Below are 19,062 nucleotides of genomic sequence, written 5' to 3'. Positions count from 1 at the left end.
GAGCAAGGAACTCGACATGAGCCAACCGACAGCAGCTGGCGACTCCGCACCCGCGACGATGCAGGCCGTCGTCATCACCCACCCCGGCGGCCTGGACGCCCTGGAGATCAAGGAAGTATCCGTCCCGGTACGCAAGCCCGGCTGGGTGCGAATCAAGGTGAAGGCGTTCGGCGTCAACGAGTCCGAGGTCACCACCCGCAAGGGAGAGTCGGACGCCGAGGTCACCTACCCTCGTGTGCCCGGCATCGAGGGCGTCGGCGTCATCGACGAGGCTGACGAGGACAGCGGGCTGTGCCCGGGTCAGCAGGTGGCGACCATGATGGGCGGCATGGGCCGCTCGTACGACGGCGCGTACGCCCAGTACGTGACCGTCCCCGCCGGGCAGGTCATCCCGTTCGAGACCGGCCTGCCGTGGGAGGTCGTCGGTGCGCTGCCGGAGATGTTCCAGACCGCCTACGGATCGCTGACCACCGGCCTGGACCTCAAGGCCGGGCAGACACTGCTGATCCGCGGCGGCACCTCCACGGTCGGGCTGAGCGCGGCCACGATCGCCAAGGAGCTGGGAGCCACCGTGCTGTCCACCACCCGCAGCCCCGGCCGGGCCGGGGACCTGCGTGCGGCGGGCGTCGACCATCCCCTGGTCGACGACGGCACCCTCGCCGACCAAGTCCGCGATCTAGTGCCGGACGGCGTCGACGCCGCACTGGAACTGGTCGGCTGCTCGGCCCTCCCCGACACCCTGCGCACCGTCCGCCGCCACGGCACCGTCTGCTTCACCGGAGCCCTGGCGGGCCAGTGGTCCATCCCGGACTTCACCCCGTTCATGATCCCCTTCGGGGTACGGCTGACCTCCTACGGCGGTCAGGCCGCCGACCTCCCGGCCGACGTCTTCGCCCACCAGCTCCAGGCCATCGCCGAAGGACACCTCAAAGTCCCGGTCGCGAAGGTCTACCACGGCCTGGAACAGGTCCGTGACGCCCAGGCCGGCATCGAGTCCGGCACCACGCCGGGCAAACACGTCGTCATGGTCGCGGACTTCGATCCGGACCTCGAACCCGCACATCGTGCGCGGTGAGGACCTCAACCCGACAGTGAGCGTCGCCGCTCCCGGTCGTTTCCGAAGGAGAGAACAGATGACAGACCGGACAGCAGCAGACTTTCTCGGCGCCTTGACCACCCGGCCCCCGTTGGACCCGGAGCTCGCACCCGTCGAGGAGGCGCGGGGCGCCGCTGTTCCGCCCCTGACGTACGAGATCCTGCAAACGATCCGACAGGGGATCGCCGGGATGGAACCGGAGGATCTGACAGCCGGCGGCAGGGTGCGGGTGGAGGAACGCCAGGTACCCGGGCCGGACGGCGCGCCGGACATCACTGTGCTGATTCTCAGCCCCGTCGAGGACCGAGGGCCCAAGGGCGGCATCGTCCACATCCACGGCGGCGGGATGGTCATGGGGGGCCGCCGGGACCACCTGACCCGTCTCCTCCCCCATGTGATCGACGGCAATGCGGTCGTCGTGTCGGTCGAATACCGACTGGCGCCGGAGCACCCCGACCCCGCTCCGGTCGAGGACTGCTACGCGGGGCTGGCGTGGACGGCCAAGAACGCGGCCGAGCTCGGTATCGACCCCGAGCGGCTCCTGATCACCGGAATCAGTGGCGGCGGCGGCCTCGCGGCAGGGGCCGCGCTGCTCGCCCGTGACCGCGCCTTTCCCGCGCTCAGCCACCAGGTGCTGATCTGTCCCATGCTCGACGACCGCTTCGAGACGCACAGCAGCCGCATGGTGGACAGCGACGGCGTATGGGACCGCTACAGCAACCTGTACGCGTGGACCGCCGTACTGGGCAAGCAGCGCGGCGGCCCGGACGTATCGCAGTACGCCGCGCCGGCCCGCGCCGAGGACCTCAGCCGACTGCCGCGCACCTACATCGACACCGGCTCGGCGGAGGGGTTCCGCGACGAGATCCTTGTCTACGCCGGCCGCCTGTCCGAGGCGGGCGTGAGCGTCGATCTGCACATGTGGGGCGGGGCCTTCCACGGGTCCGACATGGCGGCGGGTGATGCGGCTGTCTCGCGCGCTGCCAACGCGACCCGCGAGGAGTTCATCCGGCGGGCTCTCGACTCGTGAGCAGGGTGACCATGGCCGTGGAGGCGCCGACTTCAGGGCCTTCCGCAGCATCAGCCGCAGACACACGGGCCGCCGCCCATGGCCACGAACCCGCCGCAGCCGGTGCGAACAGGCCGTCCGCGCCGGGTTCGTGGCCGTTCCGCGTTCCGGATCGCACGCCCCCGGAGGGAAGATCTGACTGCAAGGCTGGCAAACCGAACGGTTTGGTCGTCTATCGTGTTCCTATGCCTCGCTCCGCCGTCTCCCGTAAGACTTCGAACTCCTCGACCGCCGACACCCGGCAGCGGATCCTTGCCGCGGCGAAGGACGAGTTCGCCCGGTACGGCATCGCCGGCGCCCGAGTGGACCGCCTCGCCAAGCAGGCGCGGACCAGCAAGGAACGGGTCTACGCCTACTTCAGCAGCAAAGAGGCCCTCTACCACCACATCGCCGGGCATGAAACGGCCGCGCTCATCGAGGCCACCCGCATGGACCCGGCGGACCTGCCCGGCTACGCAGGCATCCTCTTCGACCACTTCACGGCCCACCCGGACCACTATCGGCTCCTCACCTGGGGCCGCCTCGAACTCGCCGACGGCCAAGCCGACAGCGACACGGTTGACCCCATGCTGACCACCATCACCGGCAAGGTCGAACAGCTCCGCGACGCGCAGCGCGCCGGCCTGATCGATCCCGCCTGGGATCCGGTCGACGTGCTCGCCCTGATCAACCAGATCGCCACCACCTGGGCAGGTCAGCCGGAGATCGGCGCCGCCGCGGACAAGCTGGCCGCGGACACCTCCGTCGGCGCACGCCGCGCGGCCCTGGTCGCCGCCGTCGAGCGCCTGTTCCCCCGCTCAACCTGAGCCTCGGACCGCCGGACTCCGGGAAATCTGGCTCGCGCTTCAGCACTGCTACACCGGACCCGCGAGCGAGGCGCCACCACCGAGGGTGAGTGCGGCGCAGGCAGCTGCTCCCAGGAAGACGATGAGCGGCAGCGTGCCGTCCCCGGCTTTTCCATGCTTCCTCGACGATCAGCAGTCATGGCGGTCCGGTCCATCCACGCCCCGGCGATCCCGCGCAGGGAGAACTCGCCCTTGGCGGCACGCACGATGCGATCACGGACGGAGTCTGCGCGGGTTGAGGAGCTCATACTTGCGAACCATCCGACCAAACCGTTCGGTTTGACGATGGAGTATGGTCGACGTAGGCTTCAAACCGAACTGTTTGGTTGTACGACAGGAGATCCTCATGCAGCGCAGGACACTTGGCACCCAGGGCCTGACCGCCTCGGCCATCGGCTACGGCTCGATGGGCCTGACCATGGCCTACGGCCCCGGAGACGAGGACGCGGGTATCGCCGCCATCCGCCGCGCCCACGACCTGGGCGTCACCTTCTTCGACACCGCCGAGCTCTACGGCTTCGGCACCGGCTCCAACGAGATCCTGGTCGGCAAGGCGGTCAAGGACTTCCGCGACGAGGTGGTCCTGGCCACCAAGTTCGGCTTCGACCTGTCCGACCTGTCCCAGGGATTCGGCGCCCTCAACAGCCGCCCCGACAACATCCGCAAGGTCGCCGACAACAGCCTGCGCTACCTGGGCGTCGACCAGATCGACGTCTTCTACCAGCACCGGGTCGACCCGGACGTGCCGATCGAGGACGTCGCGGGCACCGTCAAGGAACTGATCGACGCGGGCAAGGTGAAGTACTTCGGCCTGAGCGAAGCGGGCCCGGAGACGATCCGCAAGGCGCACGCCGTCCAGCCGGTCTCGGTCCTGCAGACCGAGTACTCGCTCTTCGAGCGCAAGATCGAGCAGCTCTTCCCGCTGCTCCAGGAGCTCGGCATCGGCTTTGTTCCCTATTCGCCCCTCGGCCGCGGCTTCATCACCGGTAACGCGAAGCCCGCGGGACAGTACGACGCCACCGACATGCGCAACACCGACCCGCGCTGGCAGCCCGGCAACTTCGAGAAGAACGTCGAAGCCGTGGACCGGCTCGGCAAGCTGGCCACCGCCAAGGGCATCACCGTCTCCCAGCTCGCCCTGGCCTGGCTGCTCGCCCAAGGCGACCAGATCGTCCCGATCCCGGGCACCCGCAGCGCCGCCCGCATGGAAGAGAACGCCGGCGCGGCCGACGTCGCCCTCACCGAGGCCGACCTCGCCGCGATCCGCGAGATCCTCCCGACCGGTGGCTTCGGCGCCCGCTACGCCGACGCGCATGCCCCCAACTGGGTCTGACCGTCAGCGACCTGGAGCGGATCAAGGAGATCCTCCCCAAGGGTTCAGCGAGCAGCCGCTACCCGGCCGCTCCGCTCGACGCCTTCACCACCGGCTGAGCTCCGAACCGCCCTGCTTTTCCGCCGAACACACCCACATCCTCTACGGAGAACACCATGAGCAACCAGATCGAAAACCTTTTCCACTACCGCGTCAAGTCCGGTATGGAGGAGCAGTACCAGGCATATCTGGACAAGGTCCTGCCGGTAACCCAGGCGCAGGAGCCGTACATCCTGGCCTACGAGATCTCCCAAGGCAGTGACGGCAGCTACTTCCAGCGCGAGCTCTACGAGAACGAGGAAGCCGTCTGGAAGCACATGGAACTGACCGCCGAGGGCCAGGCCGACTTCGCCGCCTCCACCGAGATGATCGAACTCGTCATCCTGGGTGAGCTCAGCGAGAGGTTCCGCGACACCTACTCCATCACCACCACCTACACGCCCTTCCGTCAGATCACGCGCTGACATGGCACAGCTACCCGCGTGTTGCATCCCGGGCCGCGAAGGCGGCCGGGGTGAGACCGGTGCGGTCGCGGAAGAAGCGGCCGAAGTTCGCGGGATCGGAGAAGCCGAGGTGGGCGGCCACAGTCCGGGCGTCCCATTGCGCACCGCCCAGCAGGCGCCGAGCTTCGAGGAGGCGACGCTCGTCGATGAGCTCACGCACTCCCTTGCCGGTGGCTTCCCGGGCGGCGCGGCTGAGGGTGCGGACCGAGCAGCCGAGCAACTCTGCGTAGTCCGCGGCCCGGTGCAGTTCGCGGAAGTGCAGCTCCAGGGCGTCCGCGAACCGTCCGTAGGTGTCACCACGGCTCGTGGCGGCACTCGTGTCGGCGGGGGTGATCCCTGGGGCGCCCGCGAGGCGCAGCAGCAGCGATTCGAGCAGGCTGCGCCGCAGGGCGTGGTGGACGTCGAGGGGTCGGCGCCCGAGTGCGCGGTGTTCGTCCAGGAGCTGGAGTGCCGTCTGGTGGAGCCAGGCGGCGTCGTCGGGGTGCGGACTCAGCACGGCAGGGGCCTCGTGTGCGGTGAGCGGGGCCAGCAGGCGGGCGATGTCGGGCCGTAGTACATCCGGTTCGAACAGAGTGAACGGGCCGCGGGCGGCGCCGGGCGGGTGCCAGCGCTGCGTGTGTCCGGGGCGTACCCACAGCCACTGGCCGGCGGCGACGGTCCGCGTGAGGTGGTCGACGTCGTGCCGCAGCTCGCCCTCGGTGATGGCGATGAGGTAGTGGAAGGTGGCGCGGCCCGGACGGGGCGGGTTCCACGGCCAGTCGTCGTGCTGGGCGAAGAAGTCCTCGATGGTGCTCACCTCGAGGCCGTACGGGGTGCCGACCGGGGGCTGGAAACCGTACAGCCGAACCTCGGCCGGTCCATCCTGGCCAGCCTGGCCGCCCTGCCTGGGGTGTCGCTTGTCGACCATCACGTGTCTGCAGCCTACTGCCTCATTTGTCGACTTCGAGGGAAGGATGGGGTGTGCCACCGCGCCCACCCCGTGAGGAAGGCAACGCCCCCATGAACGGAACCACCCTCCACAAGACCGCCGCCGACTGCGCTGAGGAACTTCCCGGAGCCCAGCTGGAGCATCCCTTCGGCGACGACTGGGAGGTCTTCAAGGTGCGCGGCAAGGTGTTCATGCTGATGACCGAGGTCCCCGGGCGCCCCGTCGTGATCCTCAAGGCGGACCCTGGAGATGCGCAGACCCTGCAGCAGCAGAACAGTCACATCACCCCCGGCTACTACATGAACAAGAAGCACTGGATCACGCTGGAAGCCGGGGAAGGCGTCGCCAAGGAGTTGGTCAGGGAACTCGTCACCGACTCCTACCGGCTCGTCGTCGCCCACCTGCCCAAAGCTGAGCAGCCCGTCGACCCGCACACCTACGGCATCAGCACGCGGGCAGCCTCGTGAGCGCGGCCGGCGACCGGCTCCAGGACACCGCCCGCCAGACGGCCCTGGCCCTGCCCGGCGTCAGCCACGGATACCCCTTCACGCCCGCACTGGACGTGTACAAGGTCGCGGGCAAGGTGTTCCTGATCGTCACCGACGACCCGGACGAGCAGATCATCACGGTCAAGTGCGAACCCGAACACGCCCGCGCGCGCGTGCACGGCTATGCCTCGATCACACCGGGCCGCTACCTCGACAAAAGGCACTGGATCTCGCTCGGGCCGGGCCCCGGCATCACCAAGCGACTGGTCACCGACGCGGTCGAGGACTCCTACGACCTGGTTGTCGGGCAGCTGCCCGGGCGCGACCGCCCCGCTGTTCGATGAGCACTGCAGGCCCGCCCGCGAGCGGCTGAGTCCCAAGCGTGTCAGTGCCCCGTGCAAGGCTCGCCATGCCCGCACACCTTCGCCGCAACCCGAGAGACCGATGGAACCGACCCTGCCGCTCTTCGACGAGGAGCCGACCCGGCCACTCGCCGACCGCCTGCGCCCCACCCAGCTGGAAGACGTCGTCGGGCAGGACCATCTCCTGGCCCCGGACGCCCCGCTGGGCCGCATGGTCGCCCAACAGCGCCTCAGCTCCGCCATCTTGTGGGGGCCGCCCGGCGTCGGGAAGACGACCATCGCCCGGCTCCTCGCGGACGCCGGCAACCTGGCCTTCGAGCCGGTGTCGGCCACCTTCTCCGGCGTCGCCGACCTACGGAAGGTCTTCGCCGCCGCCCGCAGCCGGCGCACCATCGGCCAGGGCACCCTGCTGTTCGTCGACGAGATTCACCGCTTCAACCGCGCCCAGCAGGACAGCTTCTTGCCCTACGTCGAGGACGGCACGGTCATCCTGATCGGCGCCACCACGGAGAACCCGAGCTTCGAACTCAACGGCGCCCTCCTGTCCCGCACCCAGGTCCTCGTCCTCAAACGTCTCGACGAGGCCGCACTGTCCACGCTCCTCGACCGCGCCGAGGACCTCACCGGGCACCGGCTGCCCCTGGACGACGACGCCCGCCGCGCCCTGATCGCCATGGCCGACGGCGACGGCCGCTACCTCCTCAACACGGCCGAGCAGCTCCAGGCCCTCCCCGACCCCGGCACTCCCCTGGACACCGCCGCGCTCGCCCACCACATCCAGCAGCGCGCCCCGCTGTACGACAAAGCGCAGGAGGGCCACTACAACCTGATCTCCGCGCTCCACAAGTCGATGCGCGGCTCCGACCCGGACGCCGCCCTGTACTGGCTCGCCCGCATCCTCGACGGCGGCGAAGACCCGCTGTTCGTCGCCCGCCGCCTGGTCCGCTTCGCAAGCGAGGACATCGGCATCGCCGACCCGCACGCCCTCCAGCAAACCCTCGCCGCCTGGGACGTGTACGAGCGACTCGGCTCCCCCGAGGGCGAATTGGCGATCGCCCAGGCCGTCGTCTACCTCGCCACGGCCCCCAAGTCCATCGCCGTCTACCGCGCCTTCAACGCGGCCCACCGCGCCGCCCGCCGCACCGGCTCCCTCATGCCGCCCGCCCACATCCTCAACGCCCCGACCCGGCTGATGAAGGACCTCGGCTACGGCAAGGACTACCAGTACGACCCCGACACCAGCGACGGCTTCTCCGGCGCCGACTACTTCCCCGACGCCATGGACCACGAGACGTACTACCAGCCCACCCGGAACGGCTACGAAGCCCAGATCACCGAACGCCTACGCCACTGGGCGTCCCTGCGTGCCCGCAGGCAACGCGGCTGACATGGACTGCTGCGCGCCGAAGCCGGACGCGAACCGCACGACAAGGCCCTGCGCGAACTCATCGGTGAACTGTCCACCCTCAGCCCCGAATTCCGCAGCCAGTGGGCCGCACACGACGTCCGTACCCAGAACGAAGGCATCAAGCGGCTGCACCACCCCGATGTCGGCGACCTGGAGCTCACCTACCAGTCCCTGGACCTGCCCCTGTCCCTGTCCCTGCGGGCCGTACACGACCTGGACCTCTACACCGCGGAGCCTGGGCACCACCTCCGAGGACCGCCTCAAACTCCTGGCCAGCCTGGCGGCCACCCCGGCCCGCACGGCAGACACCGGCACATCGGACAGAGACCACGGGCGCTGACCACACAGCCCCGCGCGCAAGCCGCGCCGGACGACGATTCCGGGCCCGTACCTACGCCGCGCAGACGAGCAAGCCTAAGGGCGGCACGCGGTGCAGACTGTCGCCGACGACGGCCCGGACCAGGGGGCGTCACCGCCGTTGTCCACCTACCTGGACGCTGGCGCCGAACAACGCCGGCTGACACGGTCCGCGGATGGACAGGCGTGACCGCACCCGCCTGGTCACGTGGATCGGCAAGGGCGGCACGGGGGGAAGCCCCCTCCCCGCCACACTCGCATTTACGCACCTTCAACTGGGCATCTATCCACAGCAGCAATCACTCCGCTCGCCGGCCGGAACCTCATGCCGGGAGCCATGGTCGCCGTCGTCGCCCGCCGCGCGCTGCCCGTACTGTCCCGCTTCCCCGAAACCGCCGCGGCCCTCACCGCGCTCCCCGGATCCGCAACGCCTCCTGCGCCGACAACAACAAGTGCCGTGCTCGCCAGGCCAGTTCGCTCAGGCCCCGATCAACGACTCAGAAGCCAAACCGTTTCTGATCAACACCAAGAACCGGTCTCGCCATTAGCGCGCCTTCCAGCACCTCTCATCCGAACGGGGGGTCCTCTCTACAGCCCCGAATTCCCGCAGGGGCAGCGGGCATTGTCTCCGAGGGCAGCGCACACAGGGAACGGCGGGAGGCTACATGGACCAGGCCCTCAACGAGCGGCAGCAGGCTGTGCTCGACTGGGTGGGCCAGGGGTGTCCCGACGGAGTCTGGCCGGACAGCACGTACAAGACCAGCGGACAGGCCCTGCAGAACCGAGGGCTCATCAAAATCACCAAACGCCGCGGGCATTGGAGCGCCCACCTCACCGAGAAGGGACGGCAGCATCTCACCGAACGCGGCATCCGCCCCGTGGAGCAGAGCACCCGACCGCCGGAACGGCCCGCCCGAAACCCGGCACCGCCGCGCCCCAGAGCCGTACCGAAGGCCCGCACGAACTACGCGGACCAGCTACTCGAAGAACTGTCCGCCGCGAACGATGACTGTCTTATCAAGCCCATCGAATCCGGTCCGCACGCGGTGAATTGGGCGTCACGGGTCAACGCCGCCCGCAAGTCCGGCAAGATCCCCCACACGCAGGAACTCCACGGCTGCCGCACCCACCGCGGCTACGAAATCAAGCTGGTCGACATCCCTGCCTGGCGCCTCGCGGAACTCACCCCACTCCCTGTGCCGGCCAGACTCGCCAAACCCCATGCCATCGTGGCCGCCCTCCAAAAGCAGCCGCAGCCCATGGGCCTGACCAAACCCCTCCAGGGCCGAGCCCTGCGCATCATCCACACCCTCATCACCGCCACCGAAGCACAAGGCCACAAAGCAGCACTCGGAACCACACAAGGCGCGCCCCCGCCCCATCGGCGCCGCAAGGCGCCACCGCACTTCACCATCACCGCACAAGGCGAAAGTGTCGGATTCCTCGTCCTCCAAGAACAGGACCGCAGCGAACACGTCCCCACGGACAAGGAACTCGCCGAAGCCAAGAAGTACTCATGGATGCGCATCGCCCGCTTCGACTACACCCCCTCCAGCCGCCTGCGTTTCATACTCCGCGGCGGCAGCCCGCACCGCGCCAGCGAATGGGCCGACCTCCCCGAGCGGCCTCTGGAAGAACAACTCGCCGAGATCGTGCAAGAGGTCGGCCTCCGCGGCGAAGCCGCGGAACGCAAACGCCTCGCAGACCAGCAAGCCAGAGAGGTACAGCAAAAGCGCTGGGAAGCCGCCATGGAGGAAGCCCGCGCCGCCTACGCCCACGCGCACCGCGTCAAACACCTCGGAGAACAGGCAGACGCCTGGCACCAGGCCAACCACCTGACCGAATACGTCACAGCAGTACGCGACCACGCCACCTCATTGCCGCCCGGGCAGGAGCGGATCGAGATCGAGGCGTGGCTCGCGTTCGCAGACGCTCACCTCCAACACCTCACCGAATCGGCCTCAGCACCGAAACTGCCCACACCACCGAAGCCCAGCGGCGACGACCTCAAGCCCTTCCTCGGCCACTGGAGCCCCTACGGGCCCCGCTCCTACTGAGCGGCAACATAGCGGCGGATCGCCGGTTACCGAAACCGGTGATCCGCCGAATACTGATAGCTCCACCGCCACTCACTTCCCAACCGTCGAAAGGCAGAAAGCGGACCCGGGGAAATCACACCACCACGAGCCGGACCCGCCCGCCGCACCACCACCTGCTCGTCGTCGGCGAGCAGCTTCGAGAGTCCCTCACTGCCCAGGAGAAGCGTCCCCTCGTGACTCAGCCTGGGGCAGGCCACTCGCCCTCCTCGGCGAACACCTCGTCGAAGACCTGCCGCGCCCGCTGACGAGCCGGCTCGGAGACCGGCCCCTTACGGCTCTCGCGGTCCGCCAGGTACTCGTCCAGGACCTGCCCGCGCAGCTCACGCTCGACCGCCTCGGCGATGAACGCGGAGAACTGCCGCTTCCCCACCCGCGCCCGGATCGCCTCCGCAGTCCCCACCGGCAGCGACAGACTCACCCGCGTCGCCGGCCCTTGCCCAATGCCGTACATCGCCTCACCCATACCCCGAGTGTGTCAACGCGCAGGAAGAGCGCCACGGCCTGAATCGCGCGGAGTCCCAAAACCGTGAAGAAGGTATGTGGACCGCTCCTCTCCCCGCCCGCTCCCAGCATCGGGCAGCCGCAGCACCCGAATCCCAGCACGGGCGCCCCCATCCCATCCCAGCACGATCCCAGCACGGTAGGGATGATCAGGGGTGATGACAGGTGACGAGGGGTCAGCTATCCCAGCACCATCCCAGCACGGGAAAAAACCAAGGGCCCGACCCCGAAGAGCCGGACCCTCTTCGACCTGCACGTTTGCCAGATCAGCGACGTGGTGTTATGTCACCCGCTACACGTTGAAGCGGAACTCCACCACGTCGCCGTCCTGCATCACGTATTCCTTGCCCTCCATGCGGGCCTTGCCCTTGGCGCGGGCCTCGGCCACCGAGCCTGTTTCGAGCAGGTCCTCGTAGGAGATGATCTCCGCCTTGATGAAGCCCTTCTGGAAGTCGGTGTGGATGACACCGGCCGCCTCGGGGGCTGTCGCGCCCTTCTTGATCGTCCAGGCGCGGGTCTCCTTCGGGCCTGCCGTGAGGTAGGTCTGGAGGCCCAGGGTCTCGAAGCCGACGCGGCCGAGGGTGGCCAGGCCGGGCTCTTCCTGGCCCATCGACTGAAGGAGTTCCAGGGCCTCGTCGTCGTCGAGTTCGATCAGCTCGGACTCGATCTTGGCGTTGAGGAAGATCGCCTCGGCCGGGGCGACCAGGGCGCGCTGCTCGTTCTTGAAGTCCTCGTCGACCAGTTCGTCCTCGTCGACGTTGAAGACGTACAGGAAGGGCTTCGTCGTGAGGAGGTGGAGCTCGTGCAGGAGGCGGCCCTTCTCCGTGTTCGCGGTGATGCCCGCGGCGAACAGGGTCTGGCCGGCCTCCATGATCTTCTGGGCCTCCTCGACCGCGGCGAGGACCGCGACCTTCTCCTTCTGGAGACGGGATTCCTTCTGGAGGCGCGGGATCTGCTTCTCGACGGACTGGAGGTCGGCGAGGATCAGCTCCGTGTTGATCGTCTCGATGTCGTCCTTCGGCGAGACCTTGCCGTCGACGTGGACGACGTTCTCGTCCTTGAAGGCGCGGATGACCTGGCAGATCGCGTCGGACTCGCGAATGTTCGCGAGGAACTTGTTGCCCAGGCCCTCGCCCTCGCTCGCGCCGCGCACGATGCCCGCGATGTCGACGAAGTCGACCGTGGCGGGGAGCAGCTTCTGCGAGCCGAAGATCTCGGCCAGCTTGTTCAGGCGCGGGTCCGGGACGCCCACGACGCCGACGTTCGGCTCGATCGTGGCGAACGGGTAGTTGGCCGCCAGCACGTCGTTCTTGGTCAGGGCGTTGAACAGGGTCGACTTGCCGACATTCGGCAGACCGACGATTCCGATCGTGAGCGACACTTTGGCGACTTCCTGGAGTAAGGATGAAGGAGAGAGGGTCCAGTTTACGGGCGGGCCCGGGCAGGCAGATACGGGTCGGGCACAGGGCCGAACAGGGTGCGTTTCGGCCGTGTGACATCGAACTCAGCGCCAAGCTCGGCCAAAGCGCGTGTCCAACGCCTGATTCCTCCCGTCACGCGACCTACGTTGTGCTGGTGGAGCAGCCCAGGACACGTCCCCCTCAGCGCAGGCAGCCTCGTCAGCAGGCCCCGCTGTCCCCGCAGGCCACGATCGGTGAGACCGCCGCCGTCTACCGCGTGATGGGCGCGCCCGGCGCCCGGCCCGGTACGGTGTCGCCCGCCATGTCGGCGCTGCGCAGGTTCCCCAATCCCCGGCTGACCGGCATCGGCGCGGGGCTCTTCGCCGCCGCCACCATGTTCGTGCTGGCCTGCCTCGACCGGCTGCTCCTCGACAGCTCGGAAACGGTGTACGGGCTGCTGTTCCTGCCGGTCAGCGCCCTGACCGCGCTCTGGGTGCGGCCCGCCGACCTGGTCACCGCGCCGATCAGCGTGCCGATCGCCTTCGCCGCCGGAGTGATCCCGATCTCCGGGGGCGCCGGTGGCTTCGGCGGGCAGACCATGGCGGTCGTCACAGCCCTCGCCGTCCATGCGGGCTGGCTGTACGGGGGCACGCTCGTCGCCGGTCTCATCGCGAGCGTCCGCAAGATCCGGCACATGCGTCAGCGGTACCTGCTCCGCGCCGCGCAGGCCGCGCGCGGGGTGCAGGGTGTACGTCGGCCCCAGCAGCCGTCGTCGTAGGCGTCAGCGGGAGCAGGGGCTCGGTCAGGAGCCGGGGCTCTTCGAGGCCGCCATCGCGGCGCCCACGATGCCCGCGTTGTTCTGAAGTTCGGCCGGGACCATCTCCGCCCGTACGTTCTCGATCAGGGGCAGGAACTTGTCCGCCTTGCGACTCACTCCGCCGCCGATGACGAACAGCTCGGGCGAGAACAGCATCTCCACATGGGCCAGGTACTTCTGCACCCGGTGCGCCCAGTGCTGCCAGCTCAGGTCCTCGTCCTCCTTGGCCTTCGTGGAAGCGCGCTTCTCCGCGTCGTGACCGTGCAGCTCCAGATGGCCCAGCTCGGTGTTGGGGACCAGCAGGCCGTCCGTGAAGACCGCGCTGCCGATGCCCGTACCGAAGGTCAGCACGATGACCGTGCCCATGCGTCCTCGGCCCGCGCCGAAGGCCATCTCGGCCATTCCGGCCGCGTCGGCGTCGTTGAGGATCGTGACCGGCCGGCCGATCCGGTCGCCGAGGAGGGTGCGGGCGTCCGTGTCGATCCAGCCCTTGTCGACGTTGGCCGCGGTTCGGGTGATTCCGCCCGTGACAACGCCCGGGAAGGTGATGCCGACGGGCCCCTGCCAGTCGAAATGGCCGACCACCTCGGCCACGCAGTCGGCCACGCCGTCGGGCGTGGCCGGTTGCGGTGTCAGCACTTTGTGGCGCTCCTGCGCCAGGTCTCCGCGGTCCAGGTCCACGGGAGCACCCTTGATCCCGGACCCGCCGATGTCCACGCCGAAAATCTGCATGGAATCCACGGTACGGGCAGCCCGGGCGCCTCGCCCGGCTACTTGCCGGAGAGCTCTGCCGCCTCGGCGCGCAGGTCGCGGCGGAGTTCCTTGGGGAGGGAGAAGGTGATCGACTCGTCGGCCGTCTTCACCGTCTCCACGTCGGCGTAACCCCGCTCGGTCAGCCATTCCAGTACGCCGTCCACGAGCACGTCCGGGACGGAGGCGCCGGAGGTGAGGCCCACCGTGGTGACGCCCTCCAGCCATGCCTCGTCGATCTCGTCGGCGAAGTCCACCAGATGGGCGGCGGGGGCGCCTGCGTCGAGGGCGACCTCGACCATGCGGATCGAGTTCGAGGAGTTCTTGGAGCCGACGACGATGACCAGCTCGGCGTCTTCTGCGAGCTTCTTCACAGCGATCTGACGGTTCTGCGTGGCGTAGCAGATGTCGTCGCTGGGCGGCGAGAGGAGGTTCGGGAACTTCTCCTTGAGGGCGTCGACCGTCTCCATCGTCTCGTCGACGGAGAGCGTCGTCTGGGAGAGCCAGACGACCTTCGACTCGTCGCGTACGGAGACGTTGGCGACGTCCTCGGGGCCGTCGACCAGCGTGATGTGGTCGGGCGCCTCGCCGCTGGTGCCGATGACTTCCTCGTGGCCCTCGTGGCCGATCAGGAGGATGTCGTAGTCGTCCTTGGCGAAGCGGACGGCTTCCTTGTGGACCTTGGTGACCAGCGGGCACGTGGCGTCGATCGTGGCGAGCTTGCGCTCGGCGGCCTCGGCGTGGACGGTCGGCGCGACACCGTGCGCGGAGAACATCACGATGGACCCCTCGGGGACCTCCGCGGTGACGTCGACGAAGATCGCACCCTTCTTCTCCAGCGTCTGGACGACGTACTTGTTGTGCACGATCTCGTGACGCACATAGATCGGGGCCCCGTACTGCTCGAGGGCCTTCTCGACGGCGATCACGGCACGGTCCACGCCCGCGCAGTAGCCACGGGGAGCGGCGAGCAGGACACGGCGTGCAGGCGTTGCAGTCATGCGTCCCATCGTAAGGCCGTACCGAACAGGCGCGGGTCCGGCCGGGTCGGGAGACTGGGGCCTGCCCGGCGGATCAGCGCCGTGGCCCCGGCCATGATCCGCCGGACAGGCCCCAGGGCATCACGCGCATACCCGAACGACGGAGGGTTCATGGCCGGCAGTACCAGGGACCACGACGCGGACCAGGGAACACTGCGACGGACTCTCGGCTTCCGGGATCTGGTCGTCTACGGCCTCCTGTTCATCGCCCCCATGGCTCCGGTCGGGGTGTTCGGCACCCTGGACGCGAAGTCCGGCGGCGCGGTCGCGCTGGTCTATGTCGTGGCCACGGTCGTCATGGCGTTCACCGCCTTCAGTTACGCCCAGATGGTGCGGGTCGCCCCGCTGGCCGGTTCGGTCTTCACGTATGCGCGCAAGGGTCTCGGGGAAGGGCCGGGTTTCATCGCCGGGTGGATGGCGATGCTCGACTACCTGCTCATCCCGGCGGTCGCCTACCTCTTCTCCGGGATCGCGATGAACGCGCTGGTCCCCGAGGTGTCGCGGTGGGTCTGGACGGCCATCGCCGTGCTGGTGACCACGCTGCTGAACCTGTGGGGCGTGCGGGCGGCGGCCCGGGTCGGCTTCGCGGTGCTCGCCATGGAGATCGTGGTGCTGCTGGTGTTCGTGGTGTCGGCGGTCTGGGTGCTCGTACGGGACGGGGCACAGCGCGGGTGGCTGACACCGTTCACCGGGGATTCGGGGTTCTCGATGACGGCGGTGCTGGGGGCGGTGTCGGTGGCCGTGCTGTCGTATCTGGGCTTCGACGCGATCGCCTCGTTCGCCGAGGAGGTGACCGGCGGGTCGGCGAAGGTGGCCCGTGCGGTGCTGTTCTGCCTGGTGCTGGCGGGGGTGCTGTTCATCGCGCAGTCGTATCTGGCCGCGCTGCTGGAGCCGCTGAGCTCCGCGGAGCTGGCGGCCGATCCGGCGAAGCAGGGGTCGGCGTTCTACGACGCGGTGGATGCCTCGGTCGGTACGTGGCTGCACGATCTGGTGGCCGTGAGCAAGGCGATCGGCGCGGCGTTCGCGGCGCTGGCCGGGCAGGCGGCGGCGGGCCGACTGGTGTTCGCAATGGCGCGGGAGCGGCGACTGCCGGGGTTCCTGGCCAAGGTCGACGTACGTTCCGGGGTCCCCAGGACCGCGATCCTGGGTGCGGCGCTCGTGACGCTGGTGGCGGCGGTGTGGGCGGCCCGGCGGGACGACGGCCTGGACCATCTCGTGTCGGTCGTGGACATCGGCGCGCTGTCGGCGTTCGTCCTGCTCCACGCGTCGGTGGTGGGCTGGTTCGCCGTACGCCGGATGGCGGGGCCGCCGAGCTGGTGGCGCCATGTGCTGATGCCGGTGGTGGGTGCGGCCGTGCTGATCGCGGTGATCGTGGAGGCCACGACGAGCGCGCAGGTGGTGGGACTGTGCTGGCTCGGGATCGGTCTTGTGGTGCTCGCGGTGCAGTGGGGGCGCCGGTCGGGGCCGGACGGGCCCGGTTCGGGGCCAGGACCCGAGAGGACCGCGGGGACGCGCTGACCGGGCCTCTTGTCGGTGAGGGCCGATACGCTCGCCGCATGGCTCTCAATACGTCCGCGGAAGCCCCGCTGCCCGTCGGTGAGGTGTCACGGCTCATCGGCGGGTGGATCGACCGGCTCGGTGCGGTCTGGGTCGAGGGGCAGATCACGCAGCTGTCGCGGCGGCCGGGTGCCGGGGTGGTGTTTCTGACGCTGCGCGATCCGTCGCACGACATCTCGGTGAGCGTCACCTGCTTCCGGCAGGTCTTCGACCGGATCGCCGACGTGGTGACCGAGGGCGCGCGCGTCGTCGTCCTCGCCAAGCCCGAGTGGTACGCCCCCCGTGGACAGCTCTCCCTGCGGGCGACGGAAATACGGCCGGTGGGGATCGGTGAGCTGCTCGTACGGCTGGAGCAGTTGAAGAAGTCGCTGGCGGCCGAAGGGCTCTTCGCGCTGGACCGGAAGAAGCCCCTGCCGTTCCTGCCGCAGCTGATCGGACTGGTCTGCGGGCGGGCGTCGGCGGCCGAGCGTGACGTACTGGAGAACGCGCGGCGGCGCTGGCCCGCGGTGCGCTTCGAGGTCCGCAACACCGCGGTGCAGGGCGTGCACGCGGTGAATCAGGTGGTCCAGGCGGTGCAGGAGCTCGACGCGCTGGACGAGGTCGACGTGATCGTCGTCGCCCGGGGCGGCGGGAGTGTGGAGGATCTGCTGCCGTTCTCCGACGAGCAGCTGATCCGGGCGGTGGCCGCGTGCCGTACGCCCGTGGTGTCCGCGATCGGGCACGAACCGGACTCCCCGCTGCTCGACCTGGTCGCGGACCTGCGGGCCTCGACGCCCACCGACGCGGCGAAGAAGGTCGTACCGGATGTCGGCGAGGAGCTGGACCGCGTGCAGCAGCTGCGGGACCGGGCGCTGCGTACGGTGCGCGGTTTGCTGGAGCGGGAGGAGCGGGGGCTGGCGCATGCGCTGGGCCGCCCGGCGATGGAGCGTCCCCAGCGGCTGGTGGACGAGCGGGAGGCGGAGATCGACGCGCTGGTGGGGCGCAGCCGACGGGTGCTCGGGCATCTCCTGGACCGCGCCGAGTCGGAGATCTCGCACACCCTCGCCCGGGTGGTGTCCCTGTCGCCCGCCGCCACGCTGGAGCGCGGATACGCGGTGCTCCAGCGGCCGGACGGCCATGTGGTGCGCTCCCCCGCCGAGGCCGGGGCGCCCGGCGAGGAGCTGCGCGCGCGGGTGTCGGAGGGCGAGTTCACCGTGCGGGTCGTGGAGTGAGCGGCCGGTGTGGTTCACGGTTCCAGCGGTTCAGCTGTCGTAGCTCAAACATAGGGTGGATCACATGACGGACGACGGGACGACGACGGCTGCCGCGACGGGCGCGACGGGCACGCTCGGCTACGAGCAGGCGCGGGACGAGCTGATCGAGGTCGTGCGCCGCCTGGAGGCGGGCGGCACCACGCTGGAGGAGTCGCTGGCTCTGTGGGAGCGCGGCGAGGAGCTGGCCCGGGTGTGCCGGCGCTGGCTGGAGGGGGCGCGAGCGCGGCTCGATGCGGCGCTGGCTCGGCCGGAGGAGGGGTCCGGGGACGCCGCGACCGGGGTGGGCGGCGACGACTGAGGTGGGGAGGCGTGTGCGGGGTGGGCCGCTGCGCGGGGCTGTTCCCCTACCCCGCTGCCCCTTCCCGTAACAGGGGCTCCGCCCCGGACCCCGCTCCTCAAACGCCGGAGGGGCTCAAGCCGGAGGGGCTGAAAAGGGTGGCTGCAGAGGGGCTGAAAAAAGGTGGAGTGGATCACTTTCGGCCCGGTTTAGTTGAAAGTTAACCTACTTCGGGTTACGGTCGTGGCATCGCTTGATCCCCTGTACGCCCGGAAGGTAACTCGCACGATGTCCCTCGTTCTTGACCCCGCCGCCCAGGACCTCCTCTTCCGTGAGGCCCGCACCGCCAACACGTTCTCCGACGAGCCGGTGACCGAGGAGCAGGTCCAGGCGATCTACGACCTGGTCAAGTACGGCCCGACCGCCTTCAACCAGTCGCCGCTGCGCGTCGTCCTGGTCCGCTCCGCCGAGGGTCGCGAGCGCCTCGTGAAGCACATGGCCGAGGGCAACCAGCCGAAGACCGCCGCCGCCCCGCTGGTCGCGATCCTCGTCGCCGACAACGAGTTCCACGAGGAGCTCCCGGCGCTCCTTCCGCACTTCCCGCAGGCCAAGGACATGTTCTTCTCGGAGCGCCCGGCCCGCGAGCAGGCGGCCGCGCTGAACGCCTCGCTGCAGGCCGGCTACTTCATTCTCGGCATCCGCGCAGCCGGCCTCGCCGCCGGCCCGATGACCGGCTACGACGCCGCTGGCATCGAGAAGGAGTTCCTGGACGGCGACCACAAGGTCCTCATGGTCGTCAACATCGGCAAGCCGGGCGAGGACGCCTGGATGCCGCGCCTGCCGCGCCTCTCCTACGACGAGGTCGTCACGACCGTCTGATCGGCGGCTCGCAGAGACAGCCGACATGGAGAAGGCCCCGGAGCACTTGTGCTCCGGGGCC

At 69.1% G+C, this 19,062-nt stretch carries 19 protein-coding genes and 2 pseudogenes; 15 read left to right on the top strand and 6 right to left on the bottom strand.

Translation table 11 applies throughout. The features are described 5' to 3' along the window. The first annotated feature begins 16 nt into the window (after positions 1–16). The 5 genes from ACFT7S_RS32045 (at position 17) to ACFT7S_RS32025 (ending at position 4,846) form a co-directional block, all read left to right on the top strand. A complete protein-coding gene (locus ACFT7S_RS32045) occupies positions 17–1,075 on the top strand; it encodes an alcohol dehydrogenase catalytic domain-containing protein (RefSeq protein ID WP_382737769.1) in 1,059 nt (352 codons plus the stop codon). A 58-nt stretch (positions 1,076–1,133) separates the two neighbouring features. After that, positions 1,134–2,126: an alpha/beta hydrolase fold domain-containing protein gene (locus ACFT7S_RS32040; RefSeq protein ID WP_382737767.1), complete on the top strand. Its 993-nt coding sequence runs from the start codon at positions 1,134–1,136 to the stop codon at positions 2,124–2,126. Positions 2,127–2,350: 224 nt separating this feature from the next. Beyond that, a complete protein-coding gene (locus tag ACFT7S_RS32035; protein WP_382737765.1) occupies positions 2,351–2,971 on the top strand; it encodes a TetR family transcriptional regulator in 621 nt (206 codons plus the stop codon). Positions 2,972–3,356: 385 nt separating this feature from the next. After that, positions 3,357–4,343 (top strand): aldo/keto reductase, encoded by a 987-nt coding sequence (locus tag ACFT7S_RS32030; protein WP_382737763.1) that lies wholly within the window; start codon positions 3,357–3,359, stop codon positions 4,341–4,343. Between the two features lie 155 nt (positions 4,344–4,498). After that, a complete protein-coding gene (locus ACFT7S_RS32025) occupies positions 4,499–4,846 on the top strand; it encodes a putative quinol monooxygenase (RefSeq protein ID WP_382737761.1) in 348 nt (115 codons plus the stop codon). Between the two features lie 10 nt (positions 4,847–4,856). Here ACFT7S_RS32025 and ACFT7S_RS32020 read toward each other — a convergent pair whose 3' ends face one another. Beyond that, the gene (locus ACFT7S_RS32020) at positions 4,857–5,681 is read right to left on the bottom strand and encodes a helix-turn-helix domain-containing protein (RefSeq protein ID WP_382737760.1); all 825 of its coding nucleotides are present in this window, start codon (positions 5,679–5,681) and stop codon (positions 4,857–4,859) included. Positions 5,682–5,884: 203 nt separating this feature from the next. Here ACFT7S_RS32020 and ACFT7S_RS32015 point away from each other — a divergent pair, with 203 nt between their 5' ends. The 5 genes and pseudogenes from ACFT7S_RS32015 (at position 5,885) to ACFT7S_RS31995 (ending at position 10,485) form a co-directional block, all read left to right on the top strand. Then, on the top strand, positions 5,885–6,280 hold the full coding sequence (locus tag ACFT7S_RS32015) for an MmcQ/YjbR family DNA-binding protein (protein WP_382737758.1): 396 nt from the start codon (positions 5,885–5,887) through the stop codon (positions 6,278–6,280). Beyond that, positions 6,277–6,645 carry an MmcQ/YjbR family DNA-binding protein gene (locus ACFT7S_RS32010; RefSeq protein WP_382737756.1) on the top strand — a complete coding sequence of 123 codons (369 nt, stop codon included), beginning with the start codon at positions 6,277–6,279 and terminating at the stop codon, positions 6,643–6,645. Before ACFT7S_RS32015 ends, ACFT7S_RS32010 begins: the two co-directional genes overlap by 4 nt. Positions 6,646–6,745: 100 nt before the next feature. Beyond that, positions 6,746–8,050, top strand: a complete 1,305-nt coding sequence (locus ACFT7S_RS32005; RefSeq protein ID WP_382737754.1) for a replication-associated recombination protein A — start codon at positions 6,746–6,748, stop codon at positions 8,048–8,050. Positions 8,051–8,056: 6 nt separating this feature from the next. Next, positions 8,057–8,411: pseudogene (locus ACFT7S_RS32000) on the top strand (transcriptional regulator); the annotation flags it as partial. Positions 8,412–9,093: 682 nt separating this feature from the next. Beyond that, the gene (locus ACFT7S_RS31995) at positions 9,094–10,485 is read left to right on the top strand and encodes a hypothetical protein (RefSeq protein WP_382737752.1); all 1,392 of its coding nucleotides are present in this window, start codon (positions 9,094–9,096) and stop codon (positions 10,483–10,485) included. A gap of 149 nt (positions 10,486–10,634) precedes the next feature. Here the strand turns inward: ACFT7S_RS31995 and ACFT7S_RS31990 are convergent. The 3 genes and pseudogenes from ACFT7S_RS31990 to ychF form a co-directional block, all read right to left on the bottom strand. Continuing rightward, positions 10,635–10,724, bottom strand: a pseudogene (locus ACFT7S_RS31990) (DNA-binding protein); the annotation flags it as partial. After that, the gene (locus ACFT7S_RS31985; RefSeq protein WP_382737750.1) at positions 10,706–10,990 is read right to left on the bottom strand and encodes a hypothetical protein; all 285 of its coding nucleotides are present in this window, start codon (positions 10,988–10,990) and stop codon (positions 10,706–10,708) included. The gene ACFT7S_RS31985 and the pseudogene ACFT7S_RS31990, both read right to left, overlap by 19 nt. A gap of 330 nt (positions 10,991–11,320) precedes the next feature. After that, positions 11,321–12,409, bottom strand: coding sequence for a redox-regulated ATPase YchF (gene ychF / locus ACFT7S_RS31980; protein WP_382737748.1), 1,089 nt, complete (start codon positions 12,407–12,409; stop codon positions 11,321–11,323). A gap of 299 nt (positions 12,410–12,708) precedes the next feature. Here ychF and ACFT7S_RS31975 point away from each other — a divergent pair, with 299 nt between their 5' ends. Further along, positions 12,709–13,206, top strand: coding sequence for a DUF6542 domain-containing protein (locus ACFT7S_RS31975; RefSeq protein ID WP_382737869.1), 498 nt, complete (start codon positions 12,709–12,711; stop codon positions 13,204–13,206). Positions 13,207–13,230: 24 nt separating this feature from the next. On the opposite strand, the gene ppgK is transcribed toward ACFT7S_RS31975, so the two are convergent. Beyond that, complete coding sequence (gene ppgK, locus ACFT7S_RS31970) at positions 13,231–13,977, bottom strand: polyphosphate--glucose phosphotransferase (protein ID WP_382737746.1); 747 nt, start codon at positions 13,975–13,977, stop codon at positions 13,231–13,233. Between the two features lie 38 nt (positions 13,978–14,015). Further along, positions 14,016–15,005: a 4-hydroxy-3-methylbut-2-enyl diphosphate reductase gene (locus tag ACFT7S_RS31965; protein ID WP_382737744.1), complete on the bottom strand. Its 990-nt coding sequence runs from the start codon at positions 15,003–15,005 to the stop codon at positions 14,016–14,018. A gap of 141 nt (positions 15,006–15,146) precedes the next feature. On the opposite strand from ACFT7S_RS31965, the gene ACFT7S_RS31960 reads away from it, so the two are divergent. The 4 genes from ACFT7S_RS31960 to ACFT7S_RS31945 all read left to right on the top strand — a co-directional run bounded on the left by ACFT7S_RS31960 (position 15,147) and on the right by ACFT7S_RS31945 (position 19,001). Continuing rightward, complete coding sequence (locus ACFT7S_RS31960; RefSeq protein WP_382737742.1) at positions 15,147–16,553, top strand: APC family permease; 1,407 nt, start codon at positions 15,147–15,149, stop codon at positions 16,551–16,553. A 38-nt stretch (positions 16,554–16,591) separates the two neighbouring features. After that, positions 16,592–17,803: an exodeoxyribonuclease VII large subunit gene (gene xseA / locus ACFT7S_RS31955; RefSeq protein ID WP_382737740.1), complete on the top strand. Its 1,212-nt coding sequence runs from the start codon at positions 16,592–16,594 to the stop codon at positions 17,801–17,803. Between the two features lie 64 nt (positions 17,804–17,867). Next, the gene (locus tag ACFT7S_RS31950; RefSeq protein ID WP_382737738.1) at positions 17,868–18,143 is read left to right on the top strand and encodes an exodeoxyribonuclease VII small subunit; all 276 of its coding nucleotides are present in this window, start codon (positions 17,868–17,870) and stop codon (positions 18,141–18,143) included. Positions 18,144–18,410: 267 nt separating this feature from the next. Beyond that, positions 18,411–19,001, top strand: coding sequence for a malonic semialdehyde reductase (locus tag ACFT7S_RS31945; protein ID WP_382737736.1), 591 nt, complete (start codon positions 18,411–18,413; stop codon positions 18,999–19,001). Positions 19,002–19,062 lie beyond the last annotated feature (61 nt).

The sequence above is a fragment of the Streptomyces sp. NPDC057136 genome, from assembly GCF_042670885.1.
GTDB lineage: Bacteria > Actinomycetota > Actinomycetes > Streptomycetales > Streptomycetaceae > Streptomyces.
Note: the sequence above shows the minus strand (reverse complement) of the source record. Positions and strands in the feature narration are given on the sequence as shown.

Bases quoted from the DNA above. Each gene is read 5' to 3' on its own strand.
- ACFT7S_RS32045 (WP_382737769.1), top strand. From the start codon at position 17: ATGAGCCAACCGACAGCAGCTGGCGACTCCGCACCCGCGACGATGCAG.
- ACFT7S_RS32040 (WP_382737767.1), top strand. From the start codon at position 1,134: ATGACAGACCGGACAGCAGCAGACTTTCTCGGCGCCTTGACCACCCGG.
- ACFT7S_RS32035 (WP_382737765.1), top strand. From the start codon at position 2,351: ATGCCTCGCTCCGCCGTCTCCCGTAAGACTTCGAACTCCTCGACCGCC.
- ACFT7S_RS32030 (WP_382737763.1), top strand. From the start codon at position 3,357: ATGCAGCGCAGGACACTTGGCACCCAGGGCCTGACCGCCTCGGCCATC.
- ACFT7S_RS32025 (WP_382737761.1), top strand. From the start codon at position 4,499: ATGAGCAACCAGATCGAAAACCTTTTCCACTACCGCGTCAAGTCCGGT.
- ACFT7S_RS32015 (WP_382737758.1), top strand. From the start codon at position 5,885: ATGAACGGAACCACCCTCCACAAGACCGCCGCCGACTGCGCTGAGGAA.
- ACFT7S_RS32005 (WP_382737754.1), top strand. From the start codon at position 6,746: ATGGAACCGACCCTGCCGCTCTTCGACGAGGAGCCGACCCGGCCACTC.
- ACFT7S_RS31995 (WP_382737752.1), top strand. From the start codon at position 9,094: ATGGACCAGGCCCTCAACGAGCGGCAGCAGGCTGTGCTCGACTGGGTG.
- ACFT7S_RS31985 (WP_382737750.1), bottom strand. From the start codon at position 10,990: ATGGGTGAGGCGATGTACGGCATTGGGCAAGGGCCGGCGACGCGGGTG.
- ACFT7S_RS31975 (WP_382737869.1), top strand. From the start codon at position 12,709: ATGGGCGCGCCCGGCGCCCGGCCCGGTACGGTGTCGCCCGCCATGTCG.
- ppgK (WP_382737746.1), bottom strand. From the start codon at position 13,977: ATGCAGATTTTCGGCGTGGACATCGGCGGGTCCGGGATCAAGGGTGCT.
- ACFT7S_RS31965 (WP_382737744.1), bottom strand. From the start codon at position 15,005: ATGGGACGCATGACTGCAACGCCTGCACGCCGTGTCCTGCTCGCCGCT.
- ACFT7S_RS31960 (WP_382737742.1), top strand. From the start codon at position 15,147: ATGGCCGGCAGTACCAGGGACCACGACGCGGACCAGGGAACACTGCGA.
- xseA (WP_382737740.1), top strand. From the start codon at position 16,592: ATGGCTCTCAATACGTCCGCGGAAGCCCCGCTGCCCGTCGGTGAGGTG.
- ACFT7S_RS31950 (WP_382737738.1), top strand. From the start codon at position 17,868: ATGACGGACGACGGGACGACGACGGCTGCCGCGACGGGCGCGACGGGC.
- ACFT7S_RS31945 (WP_382737736.1), top strand. From the start codon at position 18,411: ATGTCCCTCGTTCTTGACCCCGCCGCCCAGGACCTCCTCTTCCGTGAG.